Genomic DNA, 12642 nt, shown 5'->3' with positions numbered 1-12642 from the left:
TTAGAAGTGCGACGTCAACTTCGGGTTCCGGTACGAGGTCACCAGTATCAAATAACGGGACAAACTGTTCGCGAACGAGGATGTAATTCTCTGCGATAGCGAGAGGTAGCGATATGGCGTCCGTTGCCCAAGGGTCATCAGTCGATGTCGTATGACCCGTTTTGATGTTGGGCCGTCCCCACCAGATCCGGCGGAATGCCCCACTGAATTCACTGCTGTATCCAAAACGATGCGCTAGCTCAGCAAGCGAGAGTACCCCTTCACATGGGGTGGCGTATTCGGGCGCAAGCTGTCGCCTTCTTGTTTTCGCGGTGCCGTCATCGTGCGGCGGCCGGAGTCCGAGAATGTACATGGCGATTTCGTGAGCAACCGCATAGTCCTCGTTGTGCTGTAAAGGTTTGCCGGCCCGAGATTGCCTGTCGCCTTTGCGGCCACCGCTCTTCGGCCATTTTTCGTAGATGTCTTTTCTTCGATAGCCGCTGTCGACGATGTCCAATCCGGCGACCTCAAATTCTTGTTCGACCCACGCTGGCCACCGTCCAGTTTGGAATTTTGCTTCATGTCCCGAAGTGCATACGTGAGCGGCGTACCTCTCGTTTTCCCTTTCGGCCGCGTCTTGATCACGAAACGCAATCCAGATCAGGGCTGCGGTTTTGCACCAAATCACCGGGTTTCTAGGCACCGTCGATCCTCACAATGCTCCGCAGCAGGCCAGCCCATTTTTCGAGGGCGTCCCTTTTCTCAGCGCTGTATTCGGCTCGATCATAGATCGCCGTGACCGCCGCTGCACCGCCGCTGTCGCTGGTGTGGTTCAGAACCCGTGAAACGATGAATCGCGGGATCCCCAAGCGCTCGGTCATGCGGGTTGCCATGGTCCGTCTCAAATCATGTGGCCGAATGCCGTTCAAGTCGACAGCGCTGCAAAGCCGGCGCCAGGCATGGCTAAGCGACCCGGCTGTAATCGGCTTGTCGTCGTCGCCAGCGCGCCGGGGGGAGGGGAATAGGTACTCGCTGCTGCCGGCCAGCGTTTTCGCTTCGAGAATGATCGCGAGAGCCTTCGGGCTCAGCGGTACGGCGTGCGTGCGTTTGTTCTTCGTGCGGCTGCCAGGGATCGTCCAGATAGTGGCGTCCACGTCAATCTCAGCAACCCGCATTCCCGCGACTTCGCCCCGCCTTTGTCCGGTGACCGCGGCCAACTCAATAGCAAGGGCAACGGCACGGCTGAGCTTGAATCCGTCCGGCTGTTCCAACGCGCTCCAAAGAATGCGCAGTTCGCCGTCGGTCAAAATCCGTTCCCGCGCCTCGAAGGTCGGCGCCGCGACAAAGGTGACGGGGTTTGCCGGAGCGAGTTCTTTCCAGACGGCGAAATTGAAGATCGCGTTCAGAACAACGCGACACTGCCGCGCTGCCCCTCGGCTTGATTGGTCTGAAAGGAACGTATCGATGTCGTGCCGGCCAACAGCAGCGATTTTTCGCGAGCCGAGTGCCGGAGCGACAAGCCTGTCGAAGTACGCACGTTCGTCCGCGATCGTGCGCGGGCGCTTCGGCTTACCCCGCAATCTGTGTTCGCCGGTGGTCGTCTTTGCGAAATAGGCTTCGCCGACTTCCCGGAGAGTCGGGGCTTCCGATAGCTCACGTTTCGCGATGGCTTTGGCCGCGGCGGGATCGTCACCCTTGCCGACGCTGACTTTCGCCGCCTTCGCCGCAAGCCTTGCCTCGTGAACGCCCATATGACCCGGTCCCGAGGCGGGATCGAAGCGCCCGAGTGTCAAGCGGCGCTGGCTTTTCGAACCCTGCGGACGAAACCGCAACGTCCATGTCTTGCGCCCGGTCGGCGAAACGCGGATCGCCAGGCCGCCTTCAATCGCGTCGAAATAGTCGACCGTTTGGCCGTCGCTCGCCGCGCATTTGGTCGATTTGACGAAAGCGTCAGTCAGTCGGGATTTGCGAATGGGGCTTGGCATCGATGCGCCTTAGGTCGCTTGGGCACAATATGGGCACAAGATATGCGTTACTCTGCGCAATCTTGATTGATGCCATGATATCCATTTAAATGAATGAAATCAATGAAATCAGAAATTTGGCGGCCGCCTTTTGCGGTTCTCTGTATCAAAACAACCACATTTGTAATCAGGGGGTCGCGGGTTCGAATCCTGCTGCCGGCACCATTTATCCTCTCACGCTTAACTCGTTTGCGCTCGCCTGCTCCGAGGGGTGGCCTGACCGCCCGGCTCGCACTCGCGCTTGCGAACCCTTCGTGTTCGAGGTTGGTCCACTCAAGCGCGCCATTTCTCCACACTCTTCACCTGACTTTTGATGACTGGACGGTCTCGCGTGTCGCCGAACTTCCGGCGCGGCGGCGTGGTCGGAAATCCCCTTTTGAAACGGCGGGGCATTGATCTTCTTCAATTCACATTCGCTTGCGCGGATGTATCATTTTATGTCTGGGGCGCTCCCTCGGGAGACGGGCCATGAAAAGGCTCCTGTCACGCGAGTTTCTCCGCCGGATCGTTGCGCTGGTTATCGTCGTCGTTGCGCTGGCCGGGATACCGGATTTCGGATTTCCCGGCGCGCTTGCCCTGATCGTTGCGGCGATTGCCTTTTATGTCTTCCTGCCGCGAGCGAAGAGGCCGGACGGCGCCGTTTTTCAGGACCAGATGCCGGCGGTTTACGGGTCCGATATTCTCGGTTTTCTGCTATCGGGCGTCTTCTTTGCACTGCCATTCTGGGCGCGAGCCGGTGACTCCTATTTGTGGGAGGATTTCGGGCCGCTCGTTCACCCCTCCGCGATCCTTGTGTGGCCGCTCGGGTTGATTGCGCTCGCGATCTTCTGGTTCAGCGCACACAGCGCCGCCTTCTGGGTGGTCCTGAAACCCGACGGCTTGCAGGTGAATACGCTTTCCAACGCCCGTGCCGTGCCATTTCGCGCCATCAGGCAAGTTCGTCCCTATCGGCGAGGGCTGCCGCGCTGGATCCGTTGGCTGACGCCGCTGTTGATTGCAACGGGTCGCTACACGGCGGCTGGCGCGGTGCTGCTGGCACGTGACGCGACGGGGATCGTGCTCGCGCTCACGGACGGTTCCGACGTGTCGCTGCCGCAGGATGCTTTTGAAAAACCGTTGCGCAAGATCGTCGCCACCCTGCGCAAACATGACGTGAAATTCGTCTCGGAGGATGGCGACTAAGGGGGACACGGGGATGTTCTCGCCACTGAAATATTCTCGCTTTGCCGATATTGCACGGTTCGTGCTGCTTGCCGGTCTTTTGGCCGTCGCGCCAACGCGGGGCGATGCGGCCGACTGGCTGACCTTCAATGCCGGGGAGGCGTCGATCGACTATCCGGCCGACTGGGCGGTCGCCCATCAGCAGCCGGGCCGGGAAGTGCAGCTTTCCAGTCCCGACGGCACCTACACGATGCACGCCTTCTGGTGGTTTCCCGACGAACCGTTGCTCGGCTATGCCGACATTGTCAGCCATGAGGAATTCACGCTCGCCGGGCGGCGGGCGATGCTCATCACCTCCGATTTCGGGCAGATGGGCGTCCATGCTGTCGCTTTTCTCGATCCGCGGCCGAGCGGTGAGCAATTCCTGATCAATCTCGAGTTCAACGATGGCGATTTCGCTGCGGCGGCGAATGTTCTCGACGACCTGCTTTCCCGGGTTCGCTATGGACAGACACGGGGTGGCGCCAGCAAGCGCTTCGGAACGAAACAGCCTGCGGCTGCCGCACCGGTCGCTGCTGCACCTTCTGGCGAACGGCTCGCGCCCTTCGTCGCGGCTGTGGGGCGTCAGATCGGCGGTTCCTGCTCTCTCGAGTCTCGCCCGGATGTTCTCGCGCGTGCCGTTCCGGTGCTCGAAGGTCATGGCAATGCCCGCTTCGTCGGCATGATGGGTTGCAGCAAGAATCTGCCGGTTTTCGGCGCGGATTTCACCTTCGATCCGCGTGGGCAGACCGATGACTATTTCTATCCCCTCTACCTCGATCTGCTCGATGCGCTGGGCGGACGGCCGTTCGGCATCGTCAGCATTCGCGATCGCCTGCTTGTGCGGATATCGAAAAGCCGCGACGGTGGGCTTTCCATCAACCATTTCGAACTGACCGAGGAACCATACGCGGCGCCGGCCGCGTCCGTGCCCGATCGTCCCGATCCGGTGGCGCCTGCTTCGCCGAATTACGTTCCGACCGGCAAGGTTCTGGTCGCCGAGATCGGCAATGTCGGCGCTGTCCGCAATGGCCCGACGAAACGGGTCATGATCGACACGAAGAACCCGATCCTGATCACATCGATCCAGACCTACCACTGGAACCACGGGCAAGGCTGGCCGCCGGGGACCATCGCGCTGCGCGATCAGGCCGGGCAGCTCTTCGGGCCGTGGCAGGCCTACGGTAAACCGGGCCAGGGGGGTGTGCCGGACGCCTACTGGCTTGTCGAGCCGAATATTGTTGTGCCTTCGGGCAAATACGAGCTGATCGATTCCAACCCGGCGACATGGGCGACCAATGACGAGGCGAAGGGCAGGGGCTTCGTGAAGATGCACTTCCAGAACATGCGTCTGGAAGTCGTCGAGACACCAGCTCCTCCGCCACCGCCGAGAAATGTCACGCCTGCTCCGGCAGCGCCTGTCGAGCCGGCAAGCACGCCTGCGGCCGTGAAAGTGCCGCTGCCGGTGATCGCGCCTCTGCCCGACACGCGCACCGAACGGGTGCTCTTCAACGGCGCGCTCGATACCTTCTGGCGACCGCATTCGGCTCACGGCGGCGATTACGAAAAGCACGCCTCGCTCGGCGCCAGCGGCCTCACGGTCGATGCGCCGGAGGGAAGCGGCTGGGCAAAGGCCGGCATCATGACCGATCCGTCGCCGCTGTGGCTCGACGAGTTCGGCGAAGGCGCCGAAGTCACGGTCGAATTCGAGATCGACCCTGCACGGACCAACGGCTTCGTGCTGGCACTGTCACAGGCGAGTTGGGGCGGGATCGGCGGCAACGATCCGGGCAAGCCGAATGCGGTATTCCATTGGCGGGCGCCGATCGATGGCGGCAAGGCGGAAGCCCATATGGCGCTCGAGCCGAAAGGCGGAGGTGAGAACTGGCAGGGCGAGGTGGCCGCGATACCGCCTCGAAACGTGCGTTTCGTGATGCGGCCGGGCGAGATTTCGATCGAAGCCGACGGCGTGCCGTCGTTTACGCGAAAATGGGGTCAGGCGGCCGACGGCGCCGGCTTCAACATCTACGCTTATTCGCATGCCCCGAGCGAGAAGGCCCGCACGCTGTTTGCCCTGCGCAAGGTGACCACGATCCGCCAGCCGGGCGAACCGCAGCGGGCGCCGGAACCAGCTCCCGGTGTCGACCCGTTGCCGGTTGTCACACTGTTTGACGGAAAAGCCGGGGATGCCTGGGAGGGGATCGGTGTAGCCGGCGGCAATTTCGACGAATTCGCCCGTTTCGGCGCCGGCGGACTCATCGTCGATGTTCCCGAAAAGCATTCCTGGGGCAAGACCGGGCTTCTTTCGGTCGAACCGGTTGTCCGGCTGGACGAACGGGTCTGGACGACGCCGACGCGGCTCGAACTGCAGATGGATCCAAGCCGGCCGCAGAACCTCAATGTCGCGCTTTCGGGCGCGCGGATCCCGGATATGTGGCGGGATCACCGGGCGTGGATGACGCTCTCCTATTCGGCCGAAAAGGACGTCTGGTATTTCGGCCTGCGCAGCAGCCCGTACAACAGCTGGTCGCGGGAAATCGCCGGCGCATGGATGCGCGAACACTGGGACGGCCGGCTGTGGATCGATGTCGGCAATGGCTGGGCGGCGATGCAGGTTCCCGGCGGGCCTCGGCTGCGAGCCAATGTGAGCATTGGCGCGGGCATGGACCTGTTCATGGTGGTGCAGGCGCACGCGCCGAAGGAGAACGAGGCCGCGCAGCTCACCCTGCAGAAGATCACCCGCGGCGTGCTGATGCCGGACGGTATGACGGCCGATCAGCGCTGGTCGCTGGTGGATACCGAAACCTTCGACGCGAAGGCCTTCGTCGATGAGCTCGCTGGCGGCCTATAGGGCTTGGGAGGGACTGTGATGAAACGGATCGCATTGGTAATGGCCCTTGCCCTGGCCGCGATTGCGCCGGCCGCGATGGCCGAGAACCCAGCACCCACGGCGGAAGACGCGAAAGCCCACCACAAGACCGTGGTGATCGAGAAACTGGCGCGGCTGAACCACGCGAAATTCCTCAAGGTCGTCAAGGAACTTGGCCTTGAGCAGCCGACCGCGTTCCTCGGTTGCCTGTGCGGTACTTATAGTATCGCCGGCTCCGGCATCGGCTATCACCCCGAGCCGTGGGGCAACTGCAACAACACGAAACCCTGCAAGGGCGGCAACTGGGGCTGTGTTTCGCACGAGCTTCCGACCAGCGCGGAGGTCTGGGCGAGCTGCAACGCAAAGCACCCGCTGGCGAGTGGGACCGATCTCGCGACTGCCGTCGTCGACAAGGTTGCCGAGCGCTCGGCGGCGAAACCTGCAGGCGTTCGCCCACCTGTCGATGTCAGCCAATGCGCGGCCATCCGCGAAAGCGGCCAGACGGGCGCCTTGAAGGGCATCCCGGCGGATCGGACGATCCGTACCCTGTCGCAGGAAGCCTCCAAACAGATGAAGAAGGCATTCGACGACGGCTTGAAGGAGAAGGCCTACGAGAAGATCCAGCGCTATCTCGCCGAACACCCCGAGCTGAAGCCCGACGAACTGGATATGCGGGTCGATGCCGGCCTTTGGGAAATCGGCTTCGGCAAGGACGAGAACGACCGCTTCATTGCCAAGGAAATCGTCCTCAAGATCCCGAAACTGAAGGGCAATATCGGGCTCGATTTCGGCATCGGCCTGAAGTCGCCGCCGAAGGGCTCCAACATCAAGAGCTATGAATGGGACGGCAAGCTGAAATACGGCTTCGCCTATGAGGGCAGCGTGCAGGAGGCGAAATACGGCATCGAGATCGACACGACCAAGACGACGAGCGACTACTATGACGGCGAGTGGCAGAAGGAATCCGAATACGTGCTGGTTCGCTTCGTCGAGAACTATGTTTCGAAATTCGATTTCTATGCCGGCGGCGCGACGGGTGTCGGCGATGGCAACGTCAATATCGGCGTCGAATATACCTACAAGCTGCGCGAACGGTACTCCGATCACCTGTTCTCGGGTATGAATGCCGCGCTCGACAATTTGCTCGACAATCAGAACGAATGGGAGCGCAAGCGCAACGACTATGTCCGACGCGAGGGCGAGCGCTACGGCGTCGACACCAGGTGCATGACCACCGGGCAGGCGATTGCCGTCGTCCGCAAGGCCTATGAGGTGAAGAAGGCGCAGGACCCGAGTGTGGAGCCGCCGTTCGAGGCGATCCGTGTCGAGGTCGAACGCCGCCGTGCGAAAGCTATCGAGGAAGCAAAACGACGGGAGGCGGAAAAGAACGCGCCGCGGCCGCCCGAGCCGGCAAAGCCGAAAACGGCGCCCAATACCGGCAGCAGCCATGACGCGCCGGGTTATGTCCAACCGATGCTTAAATGAATGCAGGGCAGAGTTCTCGGCTTATGCCGGGGGCTCGGCCTGCCGCCTGAACCGATGAGCGTGAGACCTCAGCGATGAGCGTCTCACGCCATCGTGGCAATCGCCTTGCGGAAGCGGGCGAGCGACAGCGCGAACAGCACAACACCGATCAGCGCCAGCGCGGCGAATTGCGGCCAGACGTCCATGAACCCCGCGCCGCGATAGAGAATGGCCTGCGACAGCGCCACATAGTGGGTGTTTGGCGCGGCCAGCATCACCGTCTGCACGAAGTCGGGCATGCTCTCGCGCGGCGTGGTGCCGCCCGACAGCATCTGCAGCGGCAGCAGGACCAGCATCATCAGCAGTCCGAATTGCGGCATCGAGCGGGCCAGCGTGCCGAGATAGATGCCCATCGAGGTCGTTGCGAAGAGATGCAGCGCGACGCCGGCAAGATAGAGCGGCACCGAGCCGGCGATGGGCACGCCGAGCGCGCCCTGCACAACCAGCAAAAGGCCGGTGTAACAGGCAACGAGAACGACGAGGCCCATCGACCAGACCTTGCTGACCATGATTTCGAACGGCGTCACCGGCATCACCAGAAGGTGCTCGATGGTGCCGCGTTCGCGCTCGCGGATGAGGGCGGCACCGGTCAGCACGATGGCAAGGATCGTGACGTTGTCGATCAGGTGCATCAGCGCGCCGAACCAGACATTGTCGAGCGACGGGTTGAAGCGGGCGCGCAACACCAGATTGACCTTGGTGTCGGCGGTCTCTCGATAGCGCTTGAGGAAGGCCGTCGTCTCGTCATTGACGATCCGTGCGACGTGGCCGCTGCCGGAAAAGGCCTGCGTGATGCGGGTCGCGTCGGCGTTGAGCTGGATGCTCGGCTGGCGGCCGGCAAGTAGGTCTCGCTGGAAATCGGGCGGGATATCGAGCGCGAAGGTGTCGACGCCCGCATCCATGCGCCGGTCCATCTCGTTCGGCGTGATCAGCACCGGCGGCACGAAGTTCGGCGGGTAGAAGGCGCTGGCGATCCGCGTCGACAGCGGCGAACGGTCTTCGTCGACGATGGCGATGGCCGCGCGGTTGAGCGTTTCCGGCATCGCCTTCGAGGCCGTATAGACCGACCCGGTGAAGGCGTAGGCGATCAGCACAAGCATGATCGGGTCGCGCAAGAGGCTTCGCAGTTCCTTGATGCCGAGCTGGACGATGTTGGCGATCCGCATGGCTCAACGCTCCTGTTTCGGCAGCAACAGGGCCGCAAGGCCGATCAGTACCAGCACGGTCAGGGCGAGCCAGAGATAGGCATCGGGGAAATCGCCGAAGCCGAGCCCCTTGGAAAAGACGCCACGGGCGATCGTCAGGAAATGCGAGGTCGGGAACACCTCGCCGATCACCCGGCCGGCGCCTTCGAGCGACGAAACCGGGTCGGTCAGGCCGGAAAACCGCACCGCCGGGATCATCGTCAGGATCGCGGTGCCGAAGATCGCCGCGATCTGCGAACGCACGAAGCTGGAGATCAAAAGGCCGAGCGCCGTCGCCGCGCAGACATAGAGAAGCGCACCGGCGGAGAGCGCGAAGAAATTGCCCTTGAGCGGGACGCCGAACAGGGTGACCGCCAGCACGGTCAGGATCAGGAAGCTGACGAAGGCCAGTGCGATATAGGGGAGCTGCTTCCCGAGCAGGAATTCGAACCGCGTCGTCGGCGTGACGTAGAAATTGACGATCGAGCCGAGTTCCTTTTCGCGCACCACGCTGAGCGCGCCGAGCATTGCCGGGATCATCAGCAACAGGATCGGGATCACCGCCGGCACCATCGCCACGAGGCTCTTCACATCCGGATTGTAGCGGAAGCGGATCTCAAAATTGACCGGCGAGGCGACCTGATCGCCAAAGCCGGCGGCGGTCGCGCTGGCGACCAGCCAGGCAGTGTGCATGCCCTCGACATAGCCCTTGATGGTGTCGGCCCGCGTCGGCATCGCGCCATCGATCCAGGCGGCGATCTCGACCGAGTGGCCGCGCGCCAGATCGCGGGCGAAGCCGGGCGGAATTTCGATAGCAAGCCCGATTTCGCCGCGCCGCATGCGCCGGTCGAGGTCAGCGTGGCTGGTGATTGGCGGCTTTTCGATGAAGTAGCGTGAGCCCGACAGGTTGAGTGCGTAGTCGCGGCTCAATGTCGTCTGATCGTGGTCGAGCACGGCGAAGGTCAGGTCGTCGACATCAAGGCTGATGCCGTAGCCCATGATGAACATCAGGATGGCGCTGCCGAGAATGGCGAGCATCAGGCGGATCGGGTCGCGCTGCAGTTCGAGCGTCTCCCGCCGTGCATAGCTTTTCAGGCGGCGCAGATCGAAACGCCGGCGGACGGATGCTGCTGCGGCTGCACTTTGCGTTGAAGCCGGACCCGTCAGCGCGTCGTGAGTCGGGGGCTTGCGTATGGCTTCGTCCGTGTCGCCGTCACCGGTAATCTCCTCGAGATAGGCGATGAAGGCGGTCTCCAGATCGCCGGCCGATTTGCTGTCGCGGATAGCCGCCGGCGTGTCGGTGACGAGTACCTTGCCCGCATGCATCAGCGAGATGCGGTCGCAGCGCTCGGCCTCGTTCATGAAATGGGTCGAGATGAAGATGGTCACGCCGTCGCGCCGCGACAGTTCGACGAGGATGCGCCAGAAGTCGTCGCGCGCCACCGGGTCGACCCCCGATGTCGGTTCGTCGAGGATCAGCATGTCGGGCTTGTGCACCATGGCGACCGCGAGTGACAGCCGCTGGCGGTGGCCGAGCGGCAGCTTGTCGGGCAGCGCGTCGGCGACGTCCCCAAGGTCGAAGCGGGCGAGCATTTCGGCGATGCGCCCGGGGATTTCCTCGGCGGGCACGTGGAACAGGCGGGCGTGCAGGTCGAGGTTCTGGCGCACCGTCAGTTCGGTGTAGAGCGAGAAGGCCTGAGACATATATCCGACGCGGCGTCGGGTCGCGAGGTCGTCCGGCTCGACCGTCTGGCCAAACAGCGAGGCCTCTCCCTCGCTCGGCACCAGTAACCCGGTCAGCATCTTCATCGTCGTCGTCTTGCCGCAGCCATTCGAGCCGAGGAAGCCGAAGATCTCGCCGCGATGAATTCGGAAGTCGACGGCGTCGACGGCGACGAAGTCGCCGAACCGCTTGGTCAGCCCGCTTGCCTCGATGGCGATATCGCCGTCGCGCCCGGCCGGCTGCGGCGGGATGGCGACGGTCTGATGGTGGTCGCGCTTTTCCTCCGGCAGAAGCGAGATGAAGGCCTCTTCGAGCGTCGCTTCTCCTGTCGTTTGCAGGATCTCTGCGGGAGTGCCGGTCGCCAGAACGCGGCCATCATCCATCGCCGCCAGCCAGTCGAACCGCGCCGCCTCTTCCATATACGCGGTGGCGACGATGACGCTCATGCCGGGCCGGTCGGCGCGGATATCGTCGATCAGGTCCCAGAACTGCCGGCGCGACAGCGGATCGACGCCGGTCGTCGGTTCATCGAGGATCAGCAGGTCCGGGTCGTGGATGAGGGCGCAGCACAGGCCGAGCTTCTGTTTCATGCCGCCCGACAACTTGCCCGCCGGCCGATCGATGAAGGCGGCGAGCCCGGTCGCGTTCGTCAGTTCGGCGATGCGGCGCGCGCGTTCCGCGTGGTCGTGGCCGAACAACCGTCCGAAGAAGTCGATGTTTTCGAACACCGAGAGCGTCGGATAGAGGTTCTTGCCGAGGCCCTGCGGCATGTAGGCGATGCGCGGGCAGACGGTGCGGCGGTGCGATGCCGATTTCATGTCGCCGCCTAATACATGGGCGCTGCCTTCCTGCAGCATGCGCGCGCCGGAGACGAGTGCGAGCAGGCTCGATTTGCCGACGCCGTCGGGCCCGATGAGCCCGGCCATGCAGCCGGCTGGGACGGTGAGGGCGATGTCCTCGAGCGCCACTGTCTTGCCGTAGCGCAGCGTAACGCTCTCAAGGCGGGCGATAGGCGGTCGCCCGGCTGCTGCGGTCCCGATACCGACCGTTCGGTCAGTCATTGGGCAGTCTCACCTCGAGGTTTTGTGGCCAGGCAGCGGTTGGATCGAGCTGCACATAGGCCATGCCCGGCAACCCGGTCTTGATGACGCGCATGTATTTCTTGAGCAATTCGGCGGAAACCTTCGCCTTGATGCGGAAGGTCAGTTTCTGGCGCTCTTCCACCGTTTCGACTGTTTTCGGCGTGAACTGCGCGACGTCGGCGACGTAGGAAATCTCGGCCGGAATGACGAACTGCGGCGCGGCGTCGAGAACGATGCGCGCTTCCGCGCCAAGTGCCACCCGACCGGCCTCGGGGGTCGGCAGGAAGCAGTTCATGTAGACGTCGCCGAGGTCGACCATGTTGACGACGGTGCTGCCGGCGCCGACCACCTCGCCGGGCTGAGCGACGCGATATTGCACGCGGCCGTCGCGCGGCGCCTTCAAGGTCGTGTCGGCGAGCTCGGTCATGATGCGATCAAGTGTGGCCCGCCCGGCCTCGACCTGCGACCCGGCGGCAATCACCTGCGCCCTGGCATACCCGATCGCCGCCTCACTGCCCGCAAGGCTTGCCTCGGCGGCGCTGAGAGCTGCCTTGGCGCTCTGGTAGCTCGCGCGGTCGTCGTCGAGCTTTTGCAGCGTTGCGGTGCCGCGCGCGGCGAGTTGCTCGGTGCGGGCGAGCTGTTTGGTGATGGCGTCGAGTTCCGCCTGCCGCTGGGCGATGCCGGCGCGGGATGCTTCGCGCTCCGCCTCACGTTGCACGACGAGGCTTTTTGCCGTGTCGACGCCGATCTCGGCCTGTTTAAGGACGGCCTCGGCCTCACGTCGGCTTGCCTCAAGCGAAGCGGTTTCCATTTGCGCCAGCACCTGGCCCCTGGTGATGAAATCGCCGTCGCCGACGAGAACGTCCGCAACCCGTCCCGCGGTCTTGCTCGCCACGTCGATCTCGACGGCTTCGAGGCGGCCATTGGAACCGGCAAAGCCGGGTGGCAGTTCGCTTTCTGCCGTCGTGTACCAGAAGTAGGCGCCGACCCCCGCAGCGGCTGCGGCGGCGATGATCCAGACGAGCGTCTTTTTGCTTTGTGACATGGCTCCGTGTCC

At 63.2% G+C, this 12642-nt stretch carries 7 protein-coding genes; 3 read left to right on the top strand and 4 right to left on the bottom strand.

What is annotated here, in order from left to right; genetic code table 11:
* Nucleotides 1–674: 674 nt before the first annotated feature.
* On the bottom strand, nucleotides 675–1964 hold the full coding sequence (locus tag C0606_11095; protein ID PLX37057.1) for a hypothetical protein: 1290 nt from the start codon (nucleotides 1962–1964) through the stop codon (nucleotides 675–677).
* A 507-nt stretch (nucleotides 1965–2471) separates the two neighbouring features.
* Here C0606_11095 and C0606_11090 point away from each other — a divergent pair.
* The 3 genes from C0606_11090 to C0606_11080 are packed head-to-tail and all read left to right on the top strand — an operon-like array spanning nucleotide 2472 to nucleotide 7557.
* Entirely contained in the window at nucleotides 2472–3185 is a 714-nt protein-coding gene (locus C0606_11090) for a hypothetical protein (GenBank protein PLX37056.1), read from the top strand.
* Between the two features lie 13 nt (nucleotides 3186–3198).
* On the top strand, nucleotides 3199–6054 hold the full coding sequence (locus C0606_11085; GenBank protein PLX37055.1) for a hypothetical protein: 2856 nt from the start codon (nucleotides 3199–3201) through the stop codon (nucleotides 6052–6054).
* A gap of 39 nt (nucleotides 6055–6093) precedes the next feature.
* The gene (locus C0606_11080) at nucleotides 6094–7557 is read left to right on the top strand and encodes a hypothetical protein (GenBank protein ID PLX37054.1); all 1464 of its coding nucleotides are present in this window, start codon (nucleotides 6094–6096) and stop codon (nucleotides 7555–7557) included.
* A gap of 83 nt (nucleotides 7558–7640) precedes the next feature.
* Here the strand turns inward: C0606_11080 and C0606_11075 are convergent, their stop codons facing one another.
* Genes C0606_11075 through C0606_11065 form a run of 3 tightly spaced genes read right to left on the bottom strand, consistent with a single transcriptional unit; the run spans nucleotide 7641 to nucleotide 12630 of the window.
* Nucleotides 7641–8762, bottom strand: a complete 1122-nt coding sequence (locus C0606_11075; protein ID PLX37053.1) for a hypothetical protein — start codon at nucleotides 8760–8762, stop codon at nucleotides 7641–7643.
* 3 nt (nucleotides 8763–8765) lie between these two features.
* Nucleotides 8766–11564, bottom strand: coding sequence for a multidrug ABC transporter ATP-binding protein (locus tag C0606_11070; GenBank protein PLX37052.1), 2799 nt, complete (start codon nucleotides 11562–11564; stop codon nucleotides 8766–8768).
* Nucleotides 11557–12630 carry a glycoside hydrolase family 43 gene (locus C0606_11065; GenBank protein ID PLX37051.1) on the bottom strand — a complete coding sequence of 358 codons (1074 nt, stop codon included), beginning with the start codon at nucleotides 12628–12630 and terminating at the stop codon, nucleotides 11557–11559. Before C0606_11065 ends, C0606_11070 begins: the two co-directional genes overlap by 8 nt.
* Nucleotides 12631–12642 lie beyond the last annotated feature (12 nt).

It is taken from the genome of Hyphomicrobiales bacterium, from assembly GCA_002869065.1.
GTDB lineage: Bacteria > Pseudomonadota > Alphaproteobacteria > Rhizobiales > Rhodobiaceae > Rhodobium.
This window is presented reverse-complemented; position numbering and strand designations above follow the sequence as displayed.